At 71.8% G+C, this 26,201-nt stretch carries 21 protein-coding genes; 17 read left to right on the forward strand and 4 right to left on the reverse strand.

Annotated features, from left to right (window positions below):
* Positions 1-40 precede the first annotated feature (40 nt).
* The 8 genes from AB0I67_RS05910 to AB0I67_RS05945 are packed head-to-tail and all read left to right on the forward strand — an operon-like array spanning position 41 to position 9,802.
* Positions 41-1,366 (forward strand): extracellular solute-binding protein, encoded by a 1,326-nt coding sequence (locus AB0I67_RS05910; RefSeq protein ID WP_357918202.1) that lies wholly within the window; start codon positions 41-43, stop codon positions 1,364-1,366.
* Positions 1,341-2,270, forward strand: a complete 930-nt coding sequence (locus tag AB0I67_RS05915; RefSeq protein ID WP_357918205.1) for a sugar ABC transporter permease — start codon at positions 1,341-1,343, stop codon at positions 2,268-2,270. Before AB0I67_RS05910 ends, AB0I67_RS05915 begins: the two co-directional genes overlap by 26 nt.
* Positions 2,267-3,085: a carbohydrate ABC transporter permease gene (locus AB0I67_RS05920; protein ID WP_357918208.1), complete on the forward strand. Its 819-nt coding sequence runs from the start codon at positions 2,267-2,269 to the stop codon at positions 3,083-3,085. The genes AB0I67_RS05915 and AB0I67_RS05920 overlap by 4 nt, the downstream gene beginning before the upstream one ends.
* A complete protein-coding gene (locus AB0I67_RS05925; protein WP_357918211.1) occupies positions 3,082-4,140 on the forward strand; it encodes an ABC transporter ATP-binding protein in 1,059 nt (352 codons plus the stop codon). Before AB0I67_RS05920 ends, AB0I67_RS05925 begins: the two co-directional genes overlap by 4 nt.
* Positions 4,137-5,294 (forward strand): CehA/McbA family metallohydrolase, encoded by a 1,158-nt coding sequence (locus AB0I67_RS05930; protein ID WP_357918214.1) that lies wholly within the window; start codon positions 4,137-4,139, stop codon positions 5,292-5,294. The genes AB0I67_RS05925 and AB0I67_RS05930 overlap by 4 nt, the downstream gene beginning before the upstream one ends.
* Positions 5,285-6,127 (forward strand): sugar phosphate isomerase/epimerase, encoded by an 843-nt coding sequence (locus AB0I67_RS05935; protein WP_357918217.1) that lies wholly within the window; start codon positions 5,285-5,287, stop codon positions 6,125-6,127. The genes AB0I67_RS05930 and AB0I67_RS05935 overlap by 10 nt, the downstream gene beginning before the upstream one ends.
* Positions 6,124-7,194 (forward strand): Gfo/Idh/MocA family oxidoreductase, encoded by a 1,071-nt coding sequence (locus AB0I67_RS05940; RefSeq protein ID WP_357918219.1) that lies wholly within the window; start codon positions 6,124-6,126, stop codon positions 7,192-7,194. The genes AB0I67_RS05935 and AB0I67_RS05940 overlap by 4 nt, the downstream gene beginning before the upstream one ends.
* Positions 7,184-9,802: an alpha-mannosidase gene (locus tag AB0I67_RS05945; RefSeq protein ID WP_357918222.1), complete on the forward strand. Its 2,619-nt coding sequence runs from the start codon at positions 7,184-7,186 to the stop codon at positions 9,800-9,802. Before AB0I67_RS05940 ends, AB0I67_RS05945 begins: the two co-directional genes overlap by 11 nt.
* Here the strand turns inward: AB0I67_RS05945 and AB0I67_RS05950 are convergent, their stop codons facing one another.
* Complete coding sequence (locus AB0I67_RS05950; protein WP_357918225.1) at positions 9,803-10,297, reverse strand: Lrp/AsnC family transcriptional regulator; 495 nt, start codon at positions 10,295-10,297, stop codon at positions 9,803-9,805.
* Between the two features lie 163 nt (positions 10,298-10,460).
* Here AB0I67_RS05950 and AB0I67_RS05955 point away from each other — a divergent pair, with 163 nt between their 5' ends.
* The 6 genes from AB0I67_RS05955 to AB0I67_RS05980 all read left to right on the forward strand — a co-directional run bounded on the left by AB0I67_RS05955 (position 10,461) and on the right by AB0I67_RS05980 (position 17,411).
* Positions 10,461-11,894 carry a gamma-aminobutyraldehyde dehydrogenase gene (locus AB0I67_RS05955; RefSeq protein WP_357918404.1) on the forward strand — a complete coding sequence of 478 codons (1,434 nt, stop codon included), beginning with the start codon at positions 10,461-10,463 and terminating at the stop codon, positions 11,892-11,894.
* Positions 11,891-12,988 (forward strand): ABC transporter ATP-binding protein, encoded by a 1,098-nt coding sequence (locus AB0I67_RS05960; RefSeq protein ID WP_357918227.1) that lies wholly within the window; start codon positions 11,891-11,893, stop codon positions 12,986-12,988. The genes AB0I67_RS05955 and AB0I67_RS05960 overlap by 4 nt, the downstream gene beginning before the upstream one ends.
* Before the next feature lie 34 nt (positions 12,989-13,022).
* Positions 13,023-14,219, forward strand: a complete 1,197-nt coding sequence (locus AB0I67_RS05965; protein ID WP_357918229.1) for a spermidine/putrescine ABC transporter substrate-binding protein — start codon at positions 13,023-13,025, stop codon at positions 14,217-14,219.
* 3 nt (positions 14,220-14,222) lie between these two features.
* Positions 14,223-15,077 (forward strand): ABC transporter permease, encoded by an 855-nt coding sequence (locus AB0I67_RS05970; RefSeq protein ID WP_357918232.1) that lies wholly within the window; start codon positions 14,223-14,225, stop codon positions 15,075-15,077.
* Positions 15,074-15,847: an ABC transporter permease gene (locus AB0I67_RS05975; protein WP_357918235.1), complete on the forward strand. Its 774-nt coding sequence runs from the start codon at positions 15,074-15,076 to the stop codon at positions 15,845-15,847. Before AB0I67_RS05970 ends, AB0I67_RS05975 begins: the two co-directional genes overlap by 4 nt.
* Positions 15,848-16,013: 166 nt before the next feature.
* Positions 16,014-17,411, forward strand: coding sequence for an FAD-dependent oxidoreductase (locus tag AB0I67_RS05980; protein WP_357918238.1), 1,398 nt, complete (start codon positions 16,014-16,016; stop codon positions 17,409-17,411).
* Between the two features lie 60 nt (positions 17,412-17,471).
* On the opposite strand, the gene AB0I67_RS05985 is transcribed toward AB0I67_RS05980, so the two are convergent.
* Positions 17,472-18,320, reverse strand: a complete 849-nt coding sequence (locus AB0I67_RS05985) for an expansin EXLX1 family cellulose-binding protein (RefSeq protein ID WP_357918241.1) — start codon at positions 18,318-18,320, stop codon at positions 17,472-17,474.
* Between the two features lie 90 nt (positions 18,321-18,410).
* Here AB0I67_RS05985 and AB0I67_RS05990 point away from each other — a divergent pair, with 90 nt between their 5' ends.
* From AB0I67_RS05990 to AB0I67_RS06000, 3 genes are all read left to right on the forward strand, one after another.
* Positions 18,411-19,283, forward strand: a complete 873-nt coding sequence (locus AB0I67_RS05990) for an alpha/beta hydrolase (protein ID WP_357918244.1) — start codon at positions 18,411-18,413, stop codon at positions 19,281-19,283.
* A gap of 71 nt (positions 19,284-19,354) precedes the next feature.
* Positions 19,355-20,254 (forward strand): serine hydrolase, encoded by a 900-nt coding sequence (locus AB0I67_RS05995; RefSeq protein WP_357918246.1) that lies wholly within the window; start codon positions 19,355-19,357, stop codon positions 20,252-20,254.
* A 267-nt stretch (positions 20,255-20,521) separates the two neighbouring features.
* Positions 20,522-21,769 carry an MFS transporter gene (locus AB0I67_RS06000; RefSeq protein WP_357918248.1) on the forward strand — a complete coding sequence of 416 codons (1,248 nt, stop codon included), beginning with the start codon at positions 20,522-20,524 and terminating at the stop codon, positions 21,767-21,769.
* Here the strand turns inward: AB0I67_RS06000 and AB0I67_RS06005 are convergent.
* Both AB0I67_RS06005 and AB0I67_RS06010 read right to left on the reverse strand, forming a co-directional pair.
* Positions 21,671-23,158, reverse strand: a complete 1,488-nt coding sequence (locus AB0I67_RS06005) for an MFS transporter (RefSeq protein ID WP_357918250.1) — start codon at positions 23,156-23,158, stop codon at positions 21,671-21,673. The genes AB0I67_RS06000 and AB0I67_RS06005 overlap by 99 nt on opposite strands.
* A 34-nt stretch (positions 23,159-23,192) precedes the next feature.
* Positions 23,193-26,195 carry a BTAD domain-containing putative transcriptional regulator gene (locus AB0I67_RS06010; protein WP_357918253.1) on the reverse strand — a complete coding sequence of 1,001 codons (3,003 nt, stop codon included), beginning with the start codon at positions 26,193-26,195 and terminating at the stop codon, positions 23,193-23,195.
* Between the last annotated feature and the right edge of the window lie 6 nt (positions 26,196-26,201).

Here is a 26,201-nt window from a genome sequence, read left to right on the forward strand (position 1 = left end):
GGGAACGCGTAGGTTAGTCGCGGCACTCGCCGCTTCGGGGTTGGCTCTCGCCGCGTGCGGCCAGTCCGGGGGCACCGGTGGGGGCGGCGACACGATCGAGATCACCATCACCCAGAACGCCATCGCCGGCGGCAAGAACGCCAACGCCGCCGACCACCTCACCAAGTGGGTCATCCCCGAGTTCGAGAAGAAGCACCCGAACGTCAAGGTGAAGTTCCTCCCGAACGGCGTGGACGACGAGCAGTACAAGACCAAGCTCGCCCTGGACCTCAAGTCCGGCAAGGGCGCCGACGTCATCGACATCGACGGCATCTGGGCCGGCGAGTTCGCCGAGGCCGGCTACATCAAGCCGCTGGCCGAGGTGGCGCCCGCCGCCGAGAGCTGGGACGGCTGGGCCCAGATCCCCGAGGCCGTCCAGGGCCTGACCACCTTCAACGGCAAGAAGTACGCCCTGCCGATCGGCACCGACGGCCGGGTCCTCTACTTCAACAAGACGCTGTTCGAGAAGGCCGGCCTGCCCGCCGACTGGCAGCCCAAGAGCTGGCAGGAAGTCCTCGACGCCGGCCAGAAGCTCAAGGACTCCGGCGTGCCGGTGCCCATCCAGATCAACGCCGGCACCGCCATGGGCGAGGCCACGACCATGCAGGGCGTGCTCCCGCTGCTGGCCGGCGCGGGCGGCGAGGTCTACAAGGACGGCAAGTGGAGCGGCGCGACCCAGCCGCTGAAGGACGCGCTCGGCCTCTACCAGAAGATCTACGGCGGCAGCGGCCTCGGCGACCCCAAGCTCCAGCAGGAGGCCAAGGGCCGCGACAAGTCCTTCGCCCAGTTCGCCGAAGGCAAGATCGGCATCCTGATGGAGGGCGACTACTTCTGGCGCGGCGTGGTCAACCCGACCGACGGCGTGGCCAAGATGGCCGACCGTGACACCGTCGTCGGCTACGCCAAGATCCCGGCGATCGAGCCCGGCAAGGGCATCCGGGGCCAGGACTTCGTCAGCATGTCCGGCGGCGCGCTGCGCGCGCTCAACCCCAACACCAAGCACCCGAAGGAGGCCTTCGAGCTCCTCGCCTTCACCCTCTCGCCCGAGGCGCTGAAGCAGGAGACGAAGAACGCCGTGCGCATCACCCCGCGCACCGACGTCAACAAGGAGATCCTCGCCGGCGACCCGCTGCTGAGCTTCATCTCCGAGAACGTGCTGCCGAACACCGCCTACCGCCCGCCGCTCGCGGTCTACCCGCAGGTCTCGGTGGCGCTGCAGGAGGCCAGCGCGGCGGTGATCAACGGCACCCCGCCCGACCAGGCGGCGGCCGAGTACGTCAAGAAGCTCGAGGGACTCGTCGGTGGCGCTGGAAACATCGCGTCCTGACGGCACGAAGACCGAGACCCCGGCCGCGCCGGTGCGTTCCTACAGCACCGACGCGGCCGGGCTCGGCACCCGCCGCGCCCTGGGGTTCGTCGCGCCCGCGCTGGTGCTGATCGCCCTCTTCCTGGTCTTCCCGGCCCTCTGGGTGATCGTCCTGGGCCTGACGAACTACAGCCTCACCGGCGCCGCCGCGGCCGATCCCGGCTTCGTCGGCCTCGACAGCTTCGTGCGCGCCCTGGGCGACGGCCGGTTCTACAACTCCACCTGGCTGACCTTCCAGTTCGTGCTCGGCTCGGCCGTCATCGGCCAGGCGATCCTCGGCTTCACGCTGGCCAAGGTGCTGCAGGGCCGGATCAAGCCGTTCGTCGAGGGCCTGGTCATCCTGGCCTGGATCCTGCCCGGCGCGGTCGTCGCCTTCCTGTGGGTGGCCCTGCTCGACCGCGACAGCGGCTCGCTCAACGCGCTGCTCGGCATCCCCGGCTTCGCCTGGCTGATCGACCACCCGATGTTGTCGATCATCATCTTCAACACCTGGCGTGGCACGGCCTTCTCGATGATGTTGTACGGCGCCGCCCTCGGCAACGTGCCGCCGAGCCAGCTCGAAAGCGCGCGGCTGGCCGGGGCCAGCGGCTGGCAGCAGCTCCGGGACGTGATCTTCCCGCACATCCGCGGGCACATCCTGACCAACCTGCTGCTGATCAGCCTCTGGACCTTCAACGACTTCTCGCCCTTCCTGCTGACCGCGGGCGGCCCGGACGGCAAGTCCGAGGTGCTGGCGGTCTTCGTCTACAAGGTGGCCCTGTCCGGCGGCGACCTGGGGTACGGCGCGGCCGTCTCCACGGTCATCCTGCTGATCAATCTGGTGGTGGCGGTGTTCTACCTGCGTCTGCTCAGGACGAGACGATGACCCGGTTCGTCCTTCGCCGCATCGGCTACTACACCTTCGTCGCGGTGGTGCTCGCCTTCTTCGCGCTGCCGCTGCTGTGGCTGCTCACCGCGCCCTTCACCGACACGCCCACCTACCGGGTGGAGTGGCCGGACTTCACCTTCGCCAACTTCGCCACCATCTGGGAGCACCCCTACGCGCTCGGCTCGCTGCTGAACTCGGTGATCCTCGCCGGCGGCACGGCCGTGATCGTCGTCGCGCTCTCCGCGCTGGCCGCCTACGCGCTCAGCCGGGTGCGCATCCCCGGCCGCGACGCGTTGCTCTACACGCTGCTGCTGCTGTCCTCGATCATCACCGGGACCGCCGCGATGGTCCCGCTCTTCCAGCTCGCGGTCACCGCCGGGCTGATCGACTCGCAGCTCGGCCTGGTGCTGATCATGACCGGCGGCCTGCTGCCCGCGGCCATCTTCATGCTCAAGGACTTCATGGACACCACGCCCAAGTCCTACGAGGAGTCCGCGCGCGTCTTCGGCGCCTCGCCGCTGCGCATCGTGTGGGATGTGGTGGTGCCCGTCGTCCGGCCCGGCCTGGCCACCATCGCCGTCTGGTCGGTGGCCAACGTCTGGGGCAACTTCCTGATGCCCTACCTGCTGCTGAGCGACGTGGAGAAGCAGCCCGCCGCGGTGATCATGTACACCCTGTACACCGAGGGCGGCTCGCCCAACCTGCGGCTGCTGTCCACCTTCGGGCTGCTCTACTCCGTCCCCGTGGTGCTCATGTACCTGTTCGTCAGCAAGAAGTACGGCTTCCGCTTCCACGGAGGGATCAAACGGTGATCGAGCTCAGAAGCCTGACCAAGGTCTACCCAGGCGGGGTCAAGGCGCTCGACGCCCTCGACCTGGAGGTACGGGACGGCGAGTTCTTCGCCCTGCTCGGGCCGTCGGGCTGCGGCAAGACCACGCTGCTGCGGACCATCGCCGGGCTGGAGACCGCCACCTCCGGGCAGGTCGTGATCGGCGGCCGGGACGTGACCAACGTGCAGCCGGGCGGGCGGGACGTGGCGATGGTCTTCCAGGACTACGCCCTCTTCCCGCACATGGACGTCACCGACAACATCTCCTACCCGCTGCGCATCAAGAAGGTGCCGCGGGCCGTACGGGCGGACAAGGCCCGGGAGGTCGGCGAGCGGCTCGGCCTGGAGCGGCTCATGGACCGCCGGCCCGGCCAGCTCTCCGGCGGCCAGCAGCAGCGCGTCGCGCTGGCCCGCGTGATGGCCACCCAGGCGCAGGCCTTCCTCTTCGACGAGCCGCTGTCCAACCTGGACGCGCGGCTGCGCCTGGAGGCCCGCACCTTCCTCAAGAAGCTCCAGCGCGAGCTCGGTGTCACCACCGTCTTCGTCACCCACGACCAGGCCGAGGCGCTGGCCATGGCCGACCGCATGGCGGTCATGGACGCCGGGCACATCCGGCAGATCGGCACGCCGGCCGAGGTCTTCCAGCGGCCCGCCAACACCTTCGTCGCCGCCTTCATCGGCTCCACGCCCATGAACCTGCTCGACGGCGTGGTGCGGGGCGACACCCTGGAGGTGGCCGGCAGCTCCGTGCCCGTGCCCGCCTCCGCCGCCGGCCGGCTCACCGACGGCGAGAAGATCGTGTACGGCGTGCGTCCCGAGTACCTGACCTACTCGGCCGAGCCGGTCCCCGGGGCGCTGCGCGGCGAGGTCGTGCTGACCGAGAGCCTGGGCGCCAGCCATCTGGTCACGCTGGAGGCGGCGGGCGAGACTGTCCAGGTGATCGTGGCCGAAGGCAGCGAGCCGGAGCTCGGCGACCTCGGCCACGCGGTGCCACGGGCCGACCGGTCCCTGGTGTACCGAGACGGGGAGCTGGTGTGAGAGGCCGCTGGACGCTGGACGACCGGCTGGAGCAGATCCTGCGCGAGGTGCCGTTCGAGGTGCCGCCGGGCACCCGCTCGATCACCGTGCGGCTGGCCTACGACCGGTCCAAGGGCGTGCTCGACCTGGGCTGCGGCTCGCCGTACGGCTTCCGCGGCTGGTCGGGCGGCGCGCGCGACGAGTACACGATCACCGCGGAGTGGGCCACTCCCGGCTACCTGCCGGGCGAGCTCGAAGCGGGGGTGTGGCAGGTGTGGCTGCGGCTGCACCGCATCCCGCCGGAGGGCCTGGACTACACCCTCGACATCGACTTCGGCCCGGTCGCCCGACCGGTCGCCGCCCCGGCTCCGCCGATGGAACGGCCGCCGCGCCGCGACATCCCGGACGTCGAGGGGCTGCGCTGGTGGGCGGGCGACTTCCACGCGCACACCGTGCACAGCGACGGCGTGCTGACCGTCCCCGAACTGGCCGCACTGGCCGCCGGGCGCGGGCTCGACTTCCTGGCCGTCACCGACCACAACACCGTCAGCCACCACCCCGAACTGGCCGCCGTCCGCGGGATCACCCTGCTGCCCGGCCAGGAGGTCACCACCGACCGGGGGCACGCCAACGTCTTCGGCGACGTCGGCTGGGTCGACTTCCGCGAGCCCGCCGACCGGTGGGCCGAGCGCGGCCTGATGTCGATCAACCACCCGCTCGGCGGCGACTGCGCCTGGCTGCTGCCCCTGGCCAAGGAGCGGCCCCGGGTCGCCGAGGTCTGGCACTCCGGCTGGTGGGACCGGCGCTGGGGCGCGCCCCTGGCCTGGGCCGAGGCCTGGCGCGACGACGTGATCGCGATCGGCGGCAGCGACTTCCACCGCGAGGGCTCCGACGGGCTGCCCGGCGCGCCGACCACCTGGGTGCTCGCCGAGGACCCGGCCGCCGCCTTCGACGCGGTCCAGGCCGGCCGGACCGCGATCTCCGCAGGTCCCGACGCGCCGGTGCTGCTCCGGCTCGGCGCCGACCTGCTCGCGCTGGACGCCGACGGCCTGGTCCTGGTGCGTCCGGACGGCCGCCGCCAGGTGGTCCGCGGCGAGCGCGTGCACCTGCCGGCCGGGCCGGGACTGCACCGCCTGGAGACCCACGAGAACGAGGTGATGGCGCTGTGCGGCTAGAGACCCAGTGGCTCGTCGCGGGCGCACCGGTCAGCTTCGGCGTCTTCGAGGCGGGCGCCGCGCCGCTGCCCGCCGGTGAGATGGTCGCGATCCTGGCCGGGGCGGGCTACGCCGGCATCGATCTCGGCCCGCCCGGCTACCTCGACCTGGACCGGCTCGACGGGCTGCTGCTGGCCGGCGGCTGGGCGGACGTCCCGGCCGGGGACTTCGCCGACCTCGACGCCGTGCTCGACCTCTTCGACCGCGCCCCGGCCGCTCCGGCGGGCTTCGAGCCCCGCCCGACGCTCGGGCCGCCTGGCCTGCCCGCCCGGTTCGCCGCGCCCGGCGGGAACGCGCCAGGACTCGGCCGCGCCGACTGGCCGGCCTTCGCCGCGCAGGTGCAGGCCGCCGCCGACCGGTGCCGCGAGCGCGGCTACGAGCCCGCGCTCCACCACCACCTCGGCCACGCCGTGGAGACCACGGAGGAGATCGACCGCCTGCTGGAGCTGACCGACGTCGGCCTCTGCCTGGACACCGGCCACCTGCTGCTGGCCGGCGGCGACCCGGTCAAGGCGCTGCGCGACTGGGCCGGCCGCATCACCCAGGTGCACGTCAAGGACGGCTCCCACCGGCTGCTCGCCGAGGGCGGCACGCTGCGCGAGCTGATGGGCCGCGGCGTCTTCCCGCCGCTCGGCGCCGGTGACCTCGACCTGCCCGGCGTGCTCGGCGCGCTGGACGGCTACCGCGGCTGGATCGTCGTCGAGCAGGACACCCTGCCCGCGCACCGCCCCACCGCCGACATCGCCGCCGACCAGGCGGCGAACCTGAGGAAGCTGAAGGAGCTCGGACTGTGAAGATCGCGCTGATCGGGTGCGGCGCTGTCACCCAGGCGGTCTACGTGCCGTTGTTGTCGCGCCGCCGGGAGCTGTTCGAGGTGAGCGCGGTCTGCGACCTGTCGCCGACGCTCGCCGGGGCGGTGGCCGACCGGCTGGGCGCCGCCGGGCGCTTCACCGACGTGGGCGAGATGCTGCCCGCGGGCGGCTTCGACGCCGTGCTCGTGCTGGCCTCCGGCTCGCACGGCGAGACGGTACGGCAGGCGCTCGACGCGGGGTACGCGGTGCTGTGCGAGAAGCCGCTCTCGCTGACCAGGGCCGAGGCCGCCGCGCTGCCGCCGGACGGGCGGCTGATGGTCGGCTACATGAAGCAGTACGACCCGGCGGTCCTGCGCGCCGAGGCCCTGCTGGACGGGGTGCGGATCCGCTCGGTTGAGGTGACCGTGCTGCACCCGAGCGGCGAGGCGCAGCTCGCCTTCGCCAACCTGGTCCAGGCGCGCGACGCCGACCTCACCCAGGTGCGCAAGGCCGAGGCGGCCCTACTGGACGCCGCCCTGGGCGCCGACGCCCCGGAAAGCCTGCGCAACCTGTACAACGTCACCCTCGGCTCGATCTGTCACGACCTGTCGTTGCTGCGGCGCTTCACCGGCTCGCCCGAGCGCATCGACCACGTGGCCGCCTGGGGCGAGGCGCCCGGCTCGATCGAGATCTCCGGCACGCTGCCCGGCGACTCCGGGCGGTTCGCCATCCGGTGGCACTACCTGGAGGACTACCCGGCCTACCGGGAGACCGTGGCGATCCACCACGACCAGGGGACGCTGGAGCTGGCCTTCCCCTCGCCCTACCTGATGAACGCGCCCACCGTGCTCACCGTCGTGGCCCCCGGCGAGGCCCGCACCGAGTGGCGGGAGGTCACCGAGGCGTTCGAGACGCAGCTCCTGGCCTTCCACGCCTTCGTCACCACGGGCGAGACGCCGCGCACCGGCAGGGACGGGGCGCTGGAGGACATCGTCACCGCGCAACGCATCGCCGCCCGCTACGCCGTACAGCACGGGTTGCCGCTGGGAGGAGAGGCACGTGAGCTCTGAGATCGTCGTCGTCCCGCACACGCACTGGGACCGCGAGTGGTACGAGCCGTTCCAGCGCTTCCGGCTGCGGCTGGTGGCGCTGCTGGACGAGGTGCTCGACCGGATGGAGCGCGAGCCGGACTACCACTTCACCCTCGACGGGCAGCTCGCCTGCGTGGACGACTACCTGGAGGTCCGGCCGGAGCACCGCGCCCGCATCGAGGCGCTGGTGGCCGAGGGGCGGCTGGCGATCGGGCCGTGGCAGATCCTGCTGGACGAGTTCCTGTGCTCCGGCGAGACCATCGTGCGCAACCTGGAACTCGGCCTCGACCGGGCGGACAAGCTGGGCGGGGCTATGATGGTCGGCTACCTGCCCGACATGTTCGGCCACGCCGCGCAGATGCCGCAGATCCTGCGCCGGGCCGGGCTGGAGCACGCCTGCGTCTACCGGGGCGTGCCGGCCGCGGTGACCACCTCGGCCTTCGCCTGGGTCGCGCCCGACGGCACCGAGATCCGCACCCAGTACCTTCCGGAAGGCGGCTACGGCAACGGCGCGCACCTGTTCGAGGAGCCGTCGAGGCTGGCCGAGCGGGCCGCCGAGTTCACCGAGCGGATGGGCCGCTGGGGACCTGGCCCGTTCCTCGCGATGTACGGGGCCGACCACTCCGCGCCGGTCGCCGGGCTGCCGGCGATGGTGCGCGAGCTCGGCGCCCGCATGGACACCCTGGACGGCTTCATCTCCGGAACCACCGAGGGCCTGCCCCGCGTCGAGGGCGAGCTGCGCTCGCACGCCCGCGCCAACATCCTGCCCGGCGTGATCTCCGTCCGGGCGCACGTCAAGCAGGCCATGAGCCGCGCCGAACGCATGGTCGAGCGGTACGCGGAACCGCTGGCCGCGCTCTGGGGCGCCGAGTGGCCCGGCCGCTTCCTCGACATGGCGTGGTGGCGGCTGGTCGACGCCAGCGGCCACGACTCGGTCACCGGCTGCGGCGTCGACGAGACCGCCCAGCAGGTCGCGGCGCGCATCGCCGAGGCCGAGCACCTCGGCCAGGCGGTCCGCGACCTGGTCACCGCCAAGCTGGCCGCCACCGTGCCGGCCGGCGGCGTGCTCGTGCTCAACCCCACCCCCGCGCCCCGGCGCAGCGTCGCCTTCTTCGAGGTGGGCGGCTACGACGGGCTCGGCGTCCCGGCGCAGACCCTGGAGTACGCGCCCACGCTGCTGTTCGACGAGGAGATCGACCCGGCGGTCGCGCTCTCCTTCATCCACGGCACTGAGCTGTACGGCAGGCACGTCACCGGCTGGGAGGTCGAGGACGGCGTGCTCACCTTCACCGTCGCGCGCGAGTCGGCCGTGCCCTTCAACCGCGCCGACCTCGACGGGTCGCTCGACGGCGTCACCCGCGTCCGCATCCTGGCCGAGCCCCGCCGTACCGTCGCCGCGCTCGTGGAGGTGCCCGCGCTGGGCCACCGCGCGCTCGCCCCCGGCGGCGCACCGGCCGGCGACTTCGTGCCGGTCGTGGCGAGCGGGCAGGCCCTCGACAACGGCCTGCTCCGGGTCGAGGTCGCCGAGGACGGCACCCTCACCCTCGTCGCGCCCGGCGTGCGGATCGAGGGCGCGGGCCGCATCGTGGACGGCGGCGACGTGGGCGACACCTACAACCACGCCCCGCCCGCCCACGACCTGCTGGTCGAGCGGCCCGAGTCGGTCGAGGTCGAGCCGGTCTGGTCCGGGCCGGTCGTCGCCGCCCTCGACGTGCGCCGCACCTACCGCTGGCCCGCGCACGGCGGCCACCGCACCGGCGAGCCCGACCCCAGGGCCTGGGCCGACGCGCCCCCCGAGGACGGCCCGCGCGCGGTCGAGGAGACCGTCGTCACCACCCGCGTCGAGTTGCGGGCCGGTGAGCCGTTCGTCCGGCTGGCCGTCGAGTTCGACAACCGCTCCACCGACCACCGGGTCCGCCTGCACGTCCCGCTGCCCGCGCCGGCCACCGGCTCGCTGGCCGAGGGGCAGTTCGCCGTGGTGGAGCGCGGTCTGAGCGCCGAGGGCGGCTGCGGCGAGACGCCGCTGCCCACCTTCCCGGCCTCCGGCTGGGTCGCCGCGGGCGGCGCGGCCGTGCTGCTGGAGCACGTCACCGAGTACGAGGTCACCGGCGGCGAGCTCGCCCTCACCCTGCTGCGCTCGGTCGGCTACCTGTCGCGCAACCGCAACGGCCTGCGGCCGGAACCGGCCGGGCCGCAGCTCCCCACGCCCGCCGCCCAGTCCCGTGGCGTGCGCCGGGTGACCCTCGCGCTCATGCCGTACGGCCCCGCCGTACCCGAAGCGGCCGAGCACTTCCGCCACGACCTGCTCGCCGTCCCCGGCGCCGGCCCGGCCGATCTGCCGCTCCCGGACGAGGCCACCGGCCTGGAGGTGCGCGGCGCGGTCATGACCTCGCTGCGCCGCCGCGACGACTGGCTCGAACTGCGCGCGGTCGCCCACGAGGCCGGCACCGTGCGGGTGGAGGGCGCGTTCACCGAGGCCCGCCGGGCGGACCTGCGCGGACGCCCGGGGGAGCGGATCCCGGTCGCCGGCGGGACGGCCGAACTCCCGGCCGGCGCCTGGGAGATCGTGACCGTCCAGCTCCGCTGACTAGCGGGTGCCCCACGAATAGGTCTGCTTGCGAAGCTTGAGGTAGACGAACGACTCGGTGGCCCGCACCGCGGGAATCGCGCGGATCTTGCTGAGGATCTCCAGCAGGTGCGGGTCACCCTCGCAGACCACCTCGACGATGACGTCGAACGAGCCCGCGGTGAGGACGACGTAGTCGATCTCCTCGATCGCCGCGAGCTCGTCGGCGACCGCCTCCAGGTCGCCCTCGCAGTTGATGCCGATCATCGCCTGCCGGGGGAAGCCCAGGGTGAGCGGGTCGGTGACCGCGACGATCTGCATGACCCCGGTCTCCTGCAGCCGCTGCACCCGCTGGCGCACCGCCGCCTCCGACAGGCCGACCGCCTTGCCGATCGCCGCGTACGGCATGCGCCCGTCGCTCTGGAGCTGCTCGACGATCTGCTTGGAAAGGTCGTCGAGCACGACGGATCCCGCGAGAGCGGCGTTCGCGCGGCGGGCCTTCGGCGGGGTAGTCATGGATCACCTTCCGCGAGCGTCTTTGGTGCGACATGTTGTCAGTTCTTCCGGGGGTGTCAAGCGAATTCGTAGCAATTTGATATCTTCACCACGAAATCCCTTGTTCAGAGCTGACGGCTCTGTCAGAGTCGCGGCAATCCAGCCACCCTCACCAGGAGGTCAGATCTTGACCCGTCTGCAGAACTTCATCAACGGTGAGTTCGTGGATGCCAAGAGCGGCCGGTTCTCCGACGTCATCGACCCGTGCACCGGCGAGGCCTATCTCCAGGCTCCCGTGTCCGGGCAGGAGGACGTCGACGCGGCCTACGCCGCCGCGGCCGCCGCTTTCGAGACCTGGGGCGCCACGACCCCGGGCGAGCGCGCGAACCTCCTGCTCAAGGTCGCCGACGCGATCGAGGCCAGGGCCGACGAGATCAACGAGGCGGAGTGCCGCAACACCGGCAAGCCGCGGGCCCGCATGGCCGAGGACGAGACGCCGGTGGCGGCCGACCACTTCCGCTTCTTCGCGGGCGCCGCGCGCACGCTGGAGGGGCCGACGGCCGGGGAGTTCCTGGCCGAGCACACCAGCGTCATCCGGCACGAGCCGATCGGCGTCATCGGCCAGGTCACGCCCTGGAACTACCCGATGATGATGGCCGTGTGGAAGATCGCCCCGGCGCTGGCGGCGGGCAACACCGTCGTCCTGAAGCCGAGCGACACCACCCCGGTCTCCACCGTCAAGCTGGCCGAGATCATCGGCAGCGTGCTGCCGGCCGGCGTCTTCAACGTCGTCACCGGCGACCGCGAGACCGGCGCGCTGGTCGTCAGCCACCCGACCGCGGCGATGGTCGCCATCACCGGCTCGGTCGGCGCGGGCATGGCCGTCGCCAAGAGCGCCGCCGACGACCTCAAGCGGGTCCACCTGGAGCTCGGCGGCAAGGCGCCGGTCGTGGTCTTCGAGGACGTCAAGAACATCGCCGACGTCGCCGAGAAGATCGCCACAGCGGGCCTGTACAACGCCGGCCAGGACTGCACCGCCGCCTGCCGCGTGCTGGTGCACGAGAGCATCCACGACGAGTTCGTGGCCGCCCTCACCCAGGCCGCCGCGGACACCGTCACCGGCGACCTGGGCAACGAGGACGCGCTGTTCGGCCCGCTCAACAACGAGAACCAGCTCGCCCGGGTCAGCGCCTTCTTCGAGCGGCTGCCCGCGCACGCCAAGGTGCTCACCGGCGGCCACCGCGTCGGCGACAAGGGCTACTTCTTCGCTCCCACCGTCGTGGACGGCCTCCAGCAGGACGACGAGATGGTGCAGAACGAGATCTTCGGCCCGGTCATCACCGTGCAGACCTTCTCCGACGAGGCCGACGCCCTGGCCAAGGCCAACGGCGTGCAGTACGGGCTCTCCGGCTCGGTGTGGACCTCCGACCACGGCCGCGCCATGCGCATGTCCAACCGGCTCGACTTCGGCGTCGTCTGGGTGAACACGCACATCCCGTTCGTCAGCGAGATGCCGCACGGCGGCTTCAAGCACTCGGGTTACGGCAAGGACCTGTCGGTCTTCGGCCTGCACGACTACACCCGGGTCAAGCACGTCATGCACTACATCGGGGAATGACCGATACTCGCGACTCAGCACATTTGGAGTCTGCATTGCACGCGATCCAGCTTGACGGCGTCGTCAAGGAATACACGTCGCACGGCGAAGTCGTCCAGGCTGTGAAGGGCGTGACGCTGGACATCGCCGAGGGGGAGTTCTTCTCCCTCCTCGGCCCGTCCGGTTGCGGCAAGACCACGACCATGCGGATGATCGCCGGGTTCGAGGAGCCCACGCGCGGCGTGGTGCGGCTCTACGGCCAGGACGTCACCAACGTCCCCCCGAACCGGCGCGACGTGAACATGGTCTTCCAGTCCTACGCGCTCTTCCCGCACATGAGCGTGTGGGACAACGTGGCCTTCGGGCTCAAGCAGAAGAAGGTCCCGGCCGCCGACATCAAGCGGCGCGTCGGGGAGATGCTGGAGATCGTCGACCTGACCGGGCGCGAGAAGCGGCGGCCGCGCGAGATGTCCGGCGGCCAGCAGCAGCGGGTCGCCCTGGCCCGCGCGCTGGTCAACCACCCGCGCGCCCTGCTGCTGGACGAGCCGCTCGGCGCGCTCGACCTCAAGCTCCGGCAGGCGATGCAACTGGAGCTGAAGCGCATCCAGCGCGAGGTGGGCATCACCTTCGTCTACGTCACCCATGACCAGAGCGAGGCGCTCACCATGAGCGACCGCATCGCGGTGATGAAGGACGGCCTGGTCGAGCAGCTCGACTCGCCCAGGGAGATCTACGAGCGGCCCGCCACGGCCTTCGTAGCCGGATTTATTGGGACATCTAATCTTCTGTCCGGGCCGGTGAGCGGGGGCGAGCTCAAGATCGGGAACGGCAGAGTGCTCGTGACCGGGCACGAAGGGGACGTGACGGTCACCGTACGGCCCGAGAAGATCACCATCGGCACCGACGAGCCCGTCTCCGGGCTGAGCGCCGTGCCCGGCCAGGTGGCCGAAGTGGTCTATCTAGGGACGTATAACAGCTACACCGTCCGCCTGGCGGACGGCGCCGAGGTCACGGTGTTCCAGCAGAACGCGGTCGACGCCACGACCACGGCGGAACGGGGCGACTCGGTGTGGCTGTCGTGGCAGCCGCAGCACTCGTACGTAATCAGCACGTGATTGGAACTTGATGGATCCCCTCATGCTTCGCGGGATGACCCAGCCCCGCACCCGGCGAAATGTCCTGAAGCTTGCTGGTTTGTCGGCCGCCGGTCTGGCGCTCGCGGCCTGCGGTGTCCAGGGCCAGAAGGCGCAGAACAGCCCCAAGCCCGAGGCGGTCAAGGACTTCTGGTCCCAGCAGAAGAAGAACGGCAAGGTCGTCTTCGCCAACTGGCCGGAGTACATGCCCGAGGGCCAGGCGCCGCTCAAGCAGTTCCAGCAGGCCACCGGGATCGCCTACGAGTACAAGGAGGTCATCCAGGAGAACGCGGAGTTCTTCGGGAAGGTCCGCCCGGTGCTCCAGGCCGGCCAGTCGCTGGGCTACGACATCGTCGTCATGACCAACGGCGTGCAGCTCCAGCACATGATCGACCTCGGCTTCGTCGTCGAGCTCGACCACAAGCAGCTGCCGAACTTCGCCGCCAACGCGGGGGAGAAGTACAAGAACCGGGCCTACGACCCCGGCAACAAGTACACCGTGCCCTACACCAGCGGCATCACCGGCATCGCGTACAACACCAAGTACGTCAAGGAAGACATCACCAGCATCCAGTCCCTGTTCGACCCCAAGTACAAGGGCCGGGTCGGGATGATGGCCGACGCCCAGGAGATCGGCAACTTCGGCTGCTTCGCCATCGGCGTCGACCCGGAGAAGTCCACCGAGGCCGACTGGAACAAGGCCGGCGAGCTGCTGAAGAAGCAGCGTGACGACGGCCTGGTCCGCAAGTACTACGACCAGGGCTACATCGACGCCGTCGCCAAGGGCGACGTCTGGCTGACCATGGCCTGGTCGGGCGACGTCTTCCAGCGCCAGCTCGCCGGCGAGCCGGTCAAGTTCATCGTGCCCCAGGAAGGCGGCACGATCTGGACCGACAACATGCTCATCCCCAAGGGCGCGGCCAACCCCGTCGACGCGCTGATGCTCATGGACCACCTCTACCAGCCGGCGGTCGCCGCCGAACTGGAGGAGTTCATCCAGTACATCTCCCCGGTCAACGGCGTGGTGGACATCCTCAAGCAGAAGGCCGCCGAGGCGAAGGGCGAGGACAAGGAGGCGCTCGACCTGATGATCGAGAGCCCGCTGATCTTCCCCTCCGAGGAGGACTACGCCAAGCTGCGCTCCTACCGGACGCTGACCACGGCCGAGGAGCAGGTCTACAACCGCGTCTTCCAGTCGATCACGCAGGCCTGACCCATGCGGCGCCGTCTCACCCCCTACCTGCTCGCCCTGCCGGCCTGGCTGTGGCTCGCGATCTTCCTGGTCGTGCCGCTGGCCGCGATGGCCTCCGTCTCCACCCAGACGGGCAACGTCATCGACGGCTTCCAGCAGACCTTCACCTTCGCGAACTACACCGACGCGATCAGCCGCAACAGCCCCCAGTTGCTCAGATCCCTGTGGTACGGCGCGGCCGCCACGGTGGCGATGCTGGTGCTGGGCTATCCGGTGGCCTACTGGATCGCCTTCAAGGGCGGCGCCCGCAAGTCCGTCTACCTGTTCCTGCTGCTCCTGCCCTTCTTCGTCTCGTTCGTGCTGCGGACCATCTCCTGGGGATTCCTGCTGGCCGACGACGGCATCCTGTTCGGGACGCTGAAGGGCTGGGGGCTGCTCCCCGCCGACTTCCACGTGCTGGCCACCTCGTTCGCGGTGATCGCGGGGCTGACCTACAACTGGCTGCCCTTCATGATCCTGCCGATCTACGTGGGCCTGGAGCGCGTGGACCCCCGGGTGATCGAGGCCTCCCAGGACCTCTACGCCACGAAGACCACCACCTTCCGCAAGGTCGTGCTCCCGCTCTCGCTGCCGGGCGTCTTCGCCGGCGTGCTGATGACCTTCGTCCCGGCGGTGGCCGACCCGATCAACGCGGCGGTGCTCGGCGGCACCCAGAACACCATGATCGGCAACATCATCCAGACCGAGTACCTGACCAACGCCCAGTACCCGACCGCCTCGGCGCTGTCCTTCACCCTGATGGCCGTGCTGCTGATCGGGATCTTCACCTACGCCAAGGCGCTGGGCACCGAGAACGTGCTGGAGGCGGCGGCCCGATGAAGAACGGCGGCTTCCTCAAGCTCTACACCTGGCTGATCATCATCTGGCTGTCGTCGCCGATCGCGGTGATGGTCCTGTTCGGCTTCAACGACAAGCAGAGCAAGTCCAACACCACCTGGCAGGGCTTCACCCTCAAGTGGTACGGCAAGCTCTTCGAGATCGAAGGCCTCACCGGCGCGCTGGTCAACTCCCTGCTGATCGCGCTGGCCGCCACCGTCGTCACCGTCGTCATCGGCACCATGCTGGGCCTGGCGCTCGGCCGCCACCGCTTCCGCGGGCAGGGCGCGACCAACTTCCTGGTCTTCGCCGCCATCTCCACGCCGGAGCTGGTGATGGGCGCCTCGCTGCTGTCGCTGTTCGTCTCGGCCAACCTGCCGCGCGACGCGGTCACGATCATCATCGCGCACGTGCTGTTCTCGCTGTCGTTCGTGACGGTGACCGTACGGGCGCGGGTGCTGACCCTCGACCCGTCGCTCGAAGAGGCGGCCAAGGACCTCGGCGCCTCGCCGTGGGGCACCTTCCGGCAGGTCACCCTGCCCGCGATCCTGCCCGGCGTGGCCGCCGGAGGCATGCTCGCCTTCGCGTTGTCCATCGACGACTACGTGGTCACCAGTTTCGTCAACGGCTCGACGATGACCTTCCCCCTGTGGATCGTGGGTTCGGTGAAAACCGGCATCCCGCCCCAGGTCAATGTGATGGGGACGCTAATCTTTGGTATCGGGGTGCTGATCGCGGTCGCCAACTCGATCGCGGCTCGGCGCAGGGCCTGACAGCCGGGCCCCAAGGCGGGTCCGTGGATCGCCACGGGCCCTCACCCAGGCAAGGAACAGGGAGGCGAGATCGGATCCAGGCGGGGGGAACCCGCGCGCGGTCAACTGACTGATCGGGCAATCAACGAAAAAACTTTCTTTTACTCACGACAGGGATGTGAGATTTGTGGATCCGCTGAAGGCTCTTGCTGACGCGGAGCGCAAGCCGTACTGGCTGGATGAGGATCCGGCCGAACCCGAGACGTTGCCCCGCTTGTTCGGGCCGACGACCGCCGACCTCGCCGTCATCGGCGGCGGCTTCTCGGGACTGTGGACCGCGCTACTGGCCAAGGAGCGCGACCCGTCGCGCGACGTCGTCCTGCTCGAAGCGCAGACGGTGGGGTGGGCGGCCACGGGCCGCAACGGGGGCTTCTGCCACGCCAGCCTCACCCACGGCCTGGAGAACGGCCTCGAACGCTGGCCGCAGGAGATCGGGCAGCTCTACCGGATGGGCATCCAGAACCTCGACGAGATCGAGGAGACCATCCGCCGCTACGACATCGACTGCTCTTGGGAGCGCACCGGCGAGATGAACGTCGCCACCGAGCCCTGGCAGCTCGACGGCTTCGAAGAGGCGTACACGATAGGGCGCGAACTGGGCATGGACATCTCGCTCCTGAGCGCCGAGGAGGCCAGGGCCGAGGTCAACTCGCCCACCTACCTCGGCGGCCTGTGGGAGCGCGGCGACTGCGCCATGCTCGACCCGGCCCGGCTGGCCTGGGGCCTGCGGCAGGCGTGCCTGTCGCTCGGGGTGCGCATCTACGAGCACTCGGCCGTCCTCGGCCTCGACCGCTCGGCCAACTCACTGGAGCTCACCACCCAGTACGGCAAGGTCCGCGCCGCGCGCGTGGCCCTCGGCACCGGCGTCTTCTCCCCGCTGCTCAAGCGGCTGAAGTACTACGTGGTGCCGGTGTACGACTACGCCCTGATGACCGAGCCGCTCACACCCGAGCAGCGCGCGTCGATCGGCTGGGAACACCGCCAGGGCATGGGGGACAACGCCTACCAGTTCCACTACTACCGGATCGCCGACGACAACAGCATCCTGTGGGGCGGCTACGACGCCGTCTACTACTCCGGTGGCCGGATCAAGTCCGCCTACGACCAGCGCGACGAGACCTTCCGCAAGCTCGCCGGGCACTTCTACGAGACCTTCCCGCAGTTGGAGGACGTGCGCTTCTCCCACCGCTGGGGCGGGGTCATCGACACGTGCAGCCGCTACTCGGCCTTCTACGGCACCGCCTACAACTCCAGGCTGGCCTACGCGGTCGGTTACACGGGCCTGGGCGTGGCCGCGACCCGGTTCGGCGCCAACGTGATGCTCGACCTGCTCGACGGCAAGGAGACCGAGCGCACCCGGCTGCAGATGGTGAGGGAGAAGCCGGTGCCCTTCCCGCCCGAGCCGCTGCGGTCGGCGGCGATCCAGCTCACCCGCTGGTCCATCGCCCAGGCCGACCGCCGGGAGGGCAGGCGCAACCTGTGGCTGCGCACGCTCGACCGGTTCGGGCTCGGATTCGACTCCTGATCCGGGATCGAGGGGTACGGCAGGCGGCTCACCCCGCCTGCCGTACCCCGGCCTAGGGGGTCAGCACCGGTCGAGCGGTCGGCTGGCGGTCACCGGGGAGGGCTCCGGCGGCCGGGGCCGCGGCCGGCTCTCGCGTTCCGGCGACAGGCTGGGCAGCGGGGTCGGCAGCGGCGCCAGCTCACGGACCGGCCCGCCGTACAGCTTGACGTCGGTGGTCTGCACCTTGCCGGGGGCGAGCCTGAGCCCGGCGGCGGTGCGGCGATGGCCGTAGACGTCGCGCACCCGCAGGTCGAAGCGGTCACGGCCGACCCCTTCCGCGGTGACCCAGTAGTTGTCGCTGCCGCGCGTCAGGCCACGCCAGCCGTCGCCGTCGCGCAGCTCGACCGCGCTGATCGGATTGCCGTGGTCGAGCACCTGGATCGCGGTCCAGCCGCGGCTGGAGCCGCTCTTGACGCGGAAGGCCAGCGCCCGGCTGGGGGCCGGGTCGCGGATCTGCCGGTAGGCGATCTTCGCCGTGCCCGTGCTGCGGTCGGTGAGGCGCGCGAAGGCGGCGCTGTTCAGGTCGAGGTCGCCCACCCGGCAGCCGGGACAGCGGTCCACCACCTGGACGCGGACGATGCCGCGCGGCCCGGCGACCGCCAGGTAGGTGCCGCAGGCCAGCGAGCCCGCGTATTCGCCCGACGCCACCGAGGCGTACAGGCCGCCGCGCGCCTGCTCACCCAGCGAGCAGTTCCCGCTGCCGGTGCCCGGGTGGTAGACGTAGGCGTTGCCCGAGCGGGCCGGTGGTTCCGGGTCCGCGCACGCCGAGTCGCGATCGAGCGCGAAGAGCGTCACCGAGACCGCGGTCAGCACCGCCAGCCCGGTCAGCCCGCGCCGGCGCCAGTCGGGCCGTCTGGTGTGATCCCCCATGGACGATACATAGAGGAATCAGATGGCTACGTTACGTACTTTCGCCCAGCAGATTGGAACGCCAGGTTCCGGCCCTGCATGCTGGTGCCCATGAGAGTGGACTTCACGAGCGACGGGATCGGGCTCGCCGGCGAGCTGCGGCTGCCCGAGGGCGAGGGCCCGCACCCGGCGCTGGTCCTGACCGGACCCTTCACCGGCGTGCGCGAGCAGGTCACCGGCCGCTACGCCGAGCTGCTGACCGGCCACGGCTACGCGACGCTGGCCTTCGACCACCGCACCTGGGGCGAGTCGGGCGGCGAGCCGCGCTGCCACGAGGACCCGCAGGGCAAGCTGCACGACCTGCGCGCGGCGGTCTCCTTCCTGCGCGGACGCCCCGAGGTCGACCCGGAGCGGATCGGCGCGGTCGGCATCTGCCTCGGCGCCGGGTACGCGCTGAAGTTCGCCGCCTTCGACCCCCGGGTCAAGGTCTTCGCGGGCATCGCCGGGGCCTACAACAACCCCTACGGCATGCGCGCCGGCATGGACTACCAGGCGGCGTTGCGCGAGTTCACCGAGGTGCTCGAACGCCAGGACCGGGGCGGGCCGGTGGAGTACGTGCCGGCCGTCGCCGAGACGGGCGAGGCGGCCATGCCCGGCGACGAGCCCTACGCCTACTACGGCACCGAGCGCGGGGCCGCGCCCTCCTGGCGCAACCAGGTCACCCGGGCCAGCATCCGCGAGCTCGTCACCATGGACAACATGATGGGCGCCGACTTCCTGTCGCCCAAGCCCGCCCTGATCGTGCACGGCGTGATCGACCGGTTCTGCTCGCCGGAGGGCGCGGAGGAGGCCTTCAAGCGGCTCGACGAGCCCAAGCGCCTGGTCTGGCTGGACGCCCGCCGGCACATCGACCTGTACGACGCCGAGCCGTACGTCACCCAGGCGGTGACCGCGACCGCCGACTTCCTTCGCGAGCACCTCTGAAGTGTGACAAGTCCCCAGGTGGGGAAGTGATCACCTGACCCCCGGAATGAGATCGTTTCGGGGGGTACGGCATGCGTGCTCGGCACGTCGCGGCGTTCGCCGCCTGGTCCGTCGTGGCCACGGCCTGCGGCACCCAACCGGCCACGCCGGTGGGCTTCCTGGTGCGCGAGGTCAAGGCGCCCTGCTTCTGGTCCTACCGCGACGCCGCGGCCGAACGGGCGGCGGCCGCGAAACTGGCCCGCGACCTCGACCGCTACGTGGCCCGCCAGCCGGGCCGGGTGGTCTTCAGCGCCCACGACCTGGTGACCGGCGCGAGCTTCGGCCACCGGGAGCACGAGAACGGCATGATCACCGCCAGCGGCGCCAAGGTGGACATCCTGAGCGCGCTGATGACACGCCGCGACCGCCTGGCCGGCCACGAGCGCGACCTGGCCGAACGCATGATCCGGGAGAGCGACAACCACGCCGCCGACGCGTTGTGGTGGCGGGTGGGCGGCGGTTCCGGCATGGGCGCCTTCTACCGGCGCGCGGGCCTGCGCGAGACCGTGCCCGGGCCCTCGCGGTTCTGGGGCGGCACCAACACCAGTCCCGCCGACCGGATCCGGCTGCTGAAGCTGCTGGTCAAGGGCGGCGGCGGGCTCACTGGCAGCGATCGCGCGCTGATCCTGTCGCTGATGAGCAAGGTCGCCCGCGACCAGGCGTGGGGCGTGAGCGCCGCGGCCCGGCCGGGCGATCGGGTGGCGCTCAAGAACGGCTGGACGCCCCGGCCCTTCGTGCACCACACCTGGGCGGTCACCAGCTACGGCCGCATCACCGGGCCCGGCCGCGACCTGCTGCTGGCGGTGCAGACCGACCTGCAGCCGGGCGAGGGCCGCGGCATCCAGGCGATCGAGGGCCTGGCCCGGCTGCTCGGAAGCCGCCTGGACGGGCTGCGCCAGCCCCGCACCCGCACCTGCCCCGCCCGCCCCTGACCCTGACCCGGGCAGGCTGGTGCCCCCTGGGTGGCGGGCCACCCGGTGGGCTGGCCCCTCTGGGTCGCGGCCACCCGGTGGGCTGGCCCCCCTGGGTTGCGGCCACCCGGTGGGCTGGCGCCCCCTGGGTTGCGGCCACCCCCTCCCCAGGTCGGGTCTTTTGGGCGCCCGGGATGACTTCTGTAGACTGATGCGTTGTCCTGATTGACCGCAAGGCGGCCGACGTTTCGGTATCTACCCCGGTCTGTGATCTCACGAGGGGTAGAGATGAAGTCCTATCTGAACGTCCTGCGCACGCCCGGAGCCTGGCGCTTCCTGGTGCCCGCGCTGATCGCCCGGCTGCCGTACGCGATGGTCCAACTGGGCATCCTGCTGCTGGTGGAGTGGTCCACCGGCTCCTACGGCGCGGCCGGCATCGCCTCGGCCGCCGCGGCGGTCGCCCAGGCGCTGGTCGGTCCGCAGACCGGCAAGCTGGCCGACCGGTTCGGCCAGGCCCGGGTGCTGTTCCCGCAGGTGGCGGTGCACGCGCTGGCCTTCGGCTCGCTGCTGGCCCTGGCCGCCGCGCACGCCTCCGTCCCGTTGCTCGTGCTCGCCGCCGCGCTCGCCGGCGCCTCGGTGCCGCAGGTCGGCGCGATGGTCCGGGCCCGCTGGTCGCACACGCTGAGCGGCTCGCCCCTGCTGGGCACCGCCTTCGCGGTGGAGTCCATCACCGACGAGCTGACCTTCACCCTGGCCCCCGTGCTGCTGGTGGCGCTGTCCACCGGCTTCTCGCCCGTGGTGGCGCTGCTGGCCGCCGTGGTGCTGGTGGTGGCCGGCACGGTGATCTTCGCCTCGGTCCGGCTCGGCGCGCCCGAGCCGATGCCGGTCAAGGTGCGCTCCAGCGGCGGCGTGCTGCGCCTGCGCGGCGTCGCCCTGCTCGCCGCCGCCTTCCTGGCGATGGGCTCGGTCTTCGGCAGCCTCCAGGTCGGCATCACCGCCACCGCCGGCGCCCAGGCGGGCACCGTCTACGGCAGCTTCTCCGGCGCCAGCGTCGTCGGCGGCCTGCTCTACGGCCTCATCCGCTGGCGCATCCCCGCCCACGTCCGGCTCGGCGCCGGTCTGCTCCTGCTGGCCGCCGCCACCTCCGCGCTGCTGGTCGCCAACACCGGTGCCCTGCTGTACGGCGGAGCCGCCCTGGCCGGCTTCGTGATCGCCCCCGTGGTGATCACGGGCTACACCATCATCGACGGCCTGGTCCCCGACGAGGTGCGCACCGAGTCCTTCACCTGGCTGAACGGCGCCATCGGCCTGGGCATCGCGACCGGCGCGGCGCTGGCCGGCCAGCTGGTGGACCACTTCGGGCCGTCGGTGGCCTTCGTGGTGCCGCCCGCCATGACCGGCCTGGCCGCCCTGCTGGTGCTGCTGCGCCGCCGCTCGCTAGTGGGACAGCAGCTCCTCCGGGATGACCTTGGGCACGCCGCGCAGGCCGAAGTACGCCAGGAGAGCCACGCCGGCCAGGATCGCGGCGGTCACTAGCGCGGTGACGTGCATGCCGTCGACGAACGCCTGCCGCGCCATGGTCAGCAGCGGCCCGGCCTGCTCGGCGGGCAGCGTCGCGGCCACCTCGATCGCGCCGGCCAGCGACTCCCTGGCCGCCTCCGGCCCGGTCATCGCGCTGGTGTAGGCGGTGTTGAGCACCGTGCCGAGCACCGCGATGCCCAGCGCGCCGCCCAGCTCGAAAGAGGTCTCCGAGATCGCCGCCGCGGCCCCGGCCCGCTCGCGGGGCGCGGTCGCCAGCACGTTGTCGTTGTTGACGGTGAAGATGAAGCCGATGCCGATGCCGCCGAGCATCATCGGGCCGACCAGGAGCAGGTAGTTCAGCTCCAGCCCGAGCGTGTAGTAGTAGGCGAAGGAGGCGGCCGCCAGCAGCAGGCCGGCGGCCACCAGGCCGTTGCGGCCCAGCCGGGCGATCAGCACCGGGGCCAGCGCTCCGCCGCCGGCCGCCGCCAGCGCGCCGGGCAGGCTGCCGAGGCCCGCCTGGAGCGGGGACCAGCCGAGCACCATCTGGAAATACCAGACCGAGACCAGGTTCATCGCCATCATCGCGAAGATGGCCAGCAGGTTGGTGGCGATGGAGGCGCTGAAGGCGCGGCGGCGGAACAGGCGCAGCTCGATCAGCGGTTCGGCGAGCCGTACCTGGCGCAGGCAGAACAGCACCAGGGCCACGACGCCGACGACCGCCGCCACCTGGCCGGGGAAGTGGCCGAGACCGCGGTCGGCGAGTTCCTTGATCGCGTAGATGACGCCCACCACGCCGGTGACCGACAGCAGCACGCTGAGCAGGTCGATCCGGCCCGGACGCGGGTTGCGCGACTCGGGCAGGATCAACGCCCCCGCCACCACCAGCACGGCGGTGACCGGCACGTTGACCAGGAACACCGACCCCCACCAGAAGTGGTCCAGCAACACCCCGCCGATGACCGGCCCGAGCGCGAAGCCGCCGGCGGCCATGCCGCTCCAGATGCCCACGGCCATGGTCCGCTCGCCGGGCTCGGTGAACACGTCGCGCACGATGGAGAGCGTGGACGGCATGATCGTCGCCCCGGCCACCCCGAGCAGCGCGCGGGCGGCGATGAGCAGTTCGGGGTTGGGGGCGTAGGCGGTCACGACGGAGGCCACGCCGAAGGCGACGGTGCCCAGGAGCAACAACTTCTTGCGGCCGATGCGGTCGCCCACGTTGCCCATGGTGATCAGCAGGCCGGCGAGGGCGAAGCCGTAGATGTCGCCGATCCACAGGAGCTGGGTCGAGGTCGCGCCCAGGTCGCCCACCAGCCGGGGGAGCGCCAGATGGAGCACGGTCAGGTCGATGGACAGCAGCAGGGTCGCGGTGCACGCGATGGCCAGGACGGCCCATTTGTTTCGCATGTCCTCAGCGTCGGGCGCACCGCTGACCGGCCGCCTACCGCCCGCTGACCGCCCGCTCACCGTCCTTCCGGAGGCGGAGCAGGGCCAGGGCCTCGGCGGGGGAGAGCTGCGGCAGCCGCGCGGCCAGCTCGGCGTCGCCGCAGGCCTCCACCACCTCGCCGAGCCGCTTCATGGCCAGCACCGCCACGCCCGCGTTGCCCGCCACCCCCCAGGCCAGCACGTCCACGCACCGCCGCAGCGCGGTCCGCGGCTCGCCGTCGGCCAGGTCGGCGCGGGCCAGCGCGAGCTGGGCCCGCTGCTTGAGCTCCTCCGCGCTGTACCAGGCGTCCGGGCACTCGGCCAGCGCCTGCTCCAGCAGCGTCCGACCGGCCCCGCTGTGCCCGGCGGCCAGTTCCACCTCGCCGAGCCCGATGAGCGCCCGGGCCAGGCCGTCGGCCGCGCCGGCGCGCCTGGACAGCTCCACCGACGCCTGGAAGCTCTCGCGCGCCTGCTCCAGCTCGCCCAGCAACAGCAGGCAGTCGGCCTTGCGCGCGAGGTACTCGGCCTCGTCCGCCCCCGAGCCGAGCTCCCTGGCCAGCACGCCGCCCCGCTCGGCCAGCCGCAGCGCCTCGGCGTGGTCGCCGCTCTGGAAGGCCAGGTCGCCCAGCCCGGACAGCGCCAGCGTGGTGCCCCAGCGGTCGCCGATCTCGGTGAAGGCGGCCAGCCCCTCGCGCAGGGCCTGCTTGGCCAGCTCGGTCTCGCCCGTGTTGACCCAGACGAAGGCGGGCCCGATGTGGGTGAGCGCGCAGATCCACGGGCTGAGCCCCTCGCGCGGGTAGTTGACCAGGTCGTCCACGACCAGATCGTCCGGCGGTCCGGTGAACATCGACAGGAACATCGACAGGAACTCCACCCGGTACGGGAAGTTCTTGATCGACACCTCGGCCCGCAGCCGCCGCAGGCGCTCGGTCAGCTCGGGCGTCGGCCGGCCGGTCCAGCCCGCGATGAGCACGCACATCGCGTACTCCTCCCACAGGCCCGGAGGCGGCTCGGGGCCGACCAGGCCGAGCAGCTCGCCGACGAGTTCGGCGCTGATCAGCCGGTGCCCGCGCAACCACCAGTAACAGGCCACCGCCGTCACCAGCCGCAGCCCGAACGCCACCTCCCCGGCGGAGATCGCCCAGCCCAGCGCCGCCCGCAGGTCGTCGCTCTCGGCGTCGAGCAGCGCCAGCCACTCCAGTTGCTCGCCCCCGCGCAGGTGCGGATCGGCGCGCTGGGCCAGCTCCAGGTAGAAGGCGGCGTGCGCGCGCCGGGTCGCCTCGACCTCACCGGCCTCGGCCAGGTGCTCGGCGCAGAACGCGCGGATCGTCTCCAGCATCCGGTAGCGGCCGTCCACCTCCGCCACCAGCGACTTGTCCACCAGCGAGTGCAGCAGCTCCTCCGGCAGCCCGCAGACCCGCTCGGCCGCCTCCAGGCTCGCGCCGCCGACGAACACGGTCAGCCGCCTGGCCAGCGCCTGCTCCTCCGGGTCGAGCAGGTCCCAGCTCCACGCCACCACCGCGCGCAACGTCTGGTGTCGGGGCAGGGCGGTACGGCTGCCGCGGGCCAGCAGCCGGAAGCGGTCGTCGAGCCGTCCGGCCAGCTCGCCCAGCGGCAGAGTGCGCAGCCGCGCGGCGGCCAGCTCGATCGCCAGCGGCAGCCCGTCCAGCGCCCGGCAGATCCGCGTCACGTGCTCGACGGTCGCCTCGTCCACCGCGAACTCGGGCCGGACCGCGGCGGCCCGGTCGGCGAACAGCCGCACGGCCGGGTAGGTGAGGGCCTCGGCCGCGGGCAGCCCGGGCGGCGGCGGCTTGAGCGGCGTGACCGGGTGCACGGCCTCGCCGGTGATCGCCAGCGCCTCCCGGCTGGTGGCCAGCACGCGCAGGTCGGGACAGGTGGCCAGCAGCCGGTCGGCCAGGCCGGCGGCGGCGTCGACGACGTGCTCGCAGTTGTCCAGGACCAGCAGCAGCCGCCGCCCGGCCAGGGCCGTGATCAGCCGCGCGGCGGGGTCGGGCGTGGGCACGTCGCTGCGCAGCGACTCGCGCACCCCGAGCGCGTCCAGCACGGCAGCGGTGAGCTGCGAACCGTCCGGCACCGGGGCCAGCTCGACCAGCGTGACGTCGCCCGGCTCCGCCGCCGCGGCCTCGACGGCCAGCCGGGTCTTGCCCGCCCCGCCCGGCCCGATCAGCGTGACCAGGCGGCTGGTGGTCAGCAGCGTCGCCAGCCGGGCCAGGTCGCCGGAGCGGCCGACGAAGCTGGTGAGCTGGGCGCGCAGGCCCACCCGGGCGGGCGGGACGGGAGCGTTCCGGACGGCGCCGAGCGCGGGATCGGCCCGCAGCACGGCGAGCTGCGCGGCGGCCAGCTCGGGGCCGGGCTCGACGCCCAGCTCCTCGTCGAGGATGCGGCGGCCCTCCTCGAAGACGGCCAGCGCGTCGGCCTGCCGCCCGCTGCCGTACAGCGCGCGGATCAGCAAAGCGCGCAGCCCCTCGCGCAGCGGGTGCAGCCGGACGAGCTCGCTCAGCCTGGCGACCAGCTCGCGGTGGCCGCCCAGGTCGAGCCGAGCCCGCACCTCGTCCTCCACCGCGGCCAGGCGCAGCTCCTCCAGCCGGGTGGCCTGCGTCTCGGGCACTTCGGGACGGCCACGCCACAACGCCAGCGCCTCGCCGAGCAGCGCCGCCGCCCGCTCGGGGTCGCCCTCGCCCCGGGCCCGGCGGCCCTCGGCGGCCAGGCGCTCGAAGCGGTGCAGATCGACCTCCAGCGGGTCGACGGCCAACCGGTACCCGGCGGGGTGGTGCTCGATCAGCTCCCGGCCCAGGGCGCGGCGCAGCCGCGAGACCTGAGACTGGAGCGCGTTGGCCGCGTCCTCAGGGGGGCGCTCGCCGTACAGGCCGTCGATGAGGCGGTCGGCGGGCACGATCCGGCCCGCCTCCAGCGCCAGGAGCACCAGCAGGGCCCGCACCCGCGGACCGCCCACCTCGGCCTCACCGGCACGGACGGGACCCAGGATCTCCAGCCGCATGCCCCG

The sequence above is a fragment of the Nonomuraea sp. NPDC050310 genome (assembly GCF_040655795.1).
Classification (GTDB): domain Bacteria; phylum Actinomycetota; class Actinomycetes; order Streptosporangiales; family Streptosporangiaceae; genus Nonomuraea.

What these genes read in the sequence shown, in the direction of transcription:
- AB0I67_RS05975 (WP_357918235.1), top strand. Translation starts at nt 15,074, where the DNA reads ATGAAGAACGGCGGCTTCCTCAAGCTCTACACCTGGCTGATCATCATC.
- AB0I67_RS05950 (WP_357918225.1), bottom strand. Translation starts at nt 10,297, where the DNA reads ATGACTACCCCGCCGAAGGCCCGCCGCGCGAACGCCGCTCTCGCGGGA.
- AB0I67_RS05985 (WP_357918241.1), bottom strand. Translation starts at nt 18,320, where the DNA reads ATGGGGGATCACACCAGACGGCCCGACTGGCGCCGGCGCGGGCTGACC.
- AB0I67_RS05970 (WP_357918232.1), top strand. Translation starts at nt 14,223, where the DNA reads ATGCGGCGCCGTCTCACCCCCTACCTGCTCGCCCTGCCGGCCTGGCTG.
- AB0I67_RS06000 (WP_357918248.1), top strand. Translation starts at nt 20,522, where the DNA reads ATGAAGTCCTATCTGAACGTCCTGCGCACGCCCGGAGCCTGGCGCTTC.
- AB0I67_RS05995 (WP_357918246.1), top strand. Translation starts at nt 19,355, where the DNA reads ATGCGTGCTCGGCACGTCGCGGCGTTCGCCGCCTGGTCCGTCGTGGCC.
- AB0I67_RS05920 (WP_357918208.1), top strand. Translation starts at nt 2,267, where the DNA reads ATGACCCGGTTCGTCCTTCGCCGCATCGGCTACTACACCTTCGTCGCG.
- AB0I67_RS05990 (WP_357918244.1), top strand. Translation starts at nt 18,411, where the DNA reads ATGAGAGTGGACTTCACGAGCGACGGGATCGGGCTCGCCGGCGAGCTG.
- AB0I67_RS05960 (WP_357918227.1), top strand. Translation starts at nt 11,891, where the DNA reads ATGACCGATACTCGCGACTCAGCACATTTGGAGTCTGCATTGCACGCG.
- AB0I67_RS05965 (WP_357918229.1), top strand. Translation starts at nt 13,023, where the DNA reads ATGACCCAGCCCCGCACCCGGCGAAATGTCCTGAAGCTTGCTGGTTTG.
- AB0I67_RS06005 (WP_357918250.1), bottom strand. Translation starts at nt 23,158, where the DNA reads ATGCGAAACAAATGGGCCGTCCTGGCCATCGCGTGCACCGCGACCCTG.
- AB0I67_RS06010 (WP_357918253.1), bottom strand. Translation starts at nt 26,195, where the DNA reads ATGCGGCTGGAGATCCTGGGTCCCGTCCGTGCCGGTGAGGCCGAGGTG.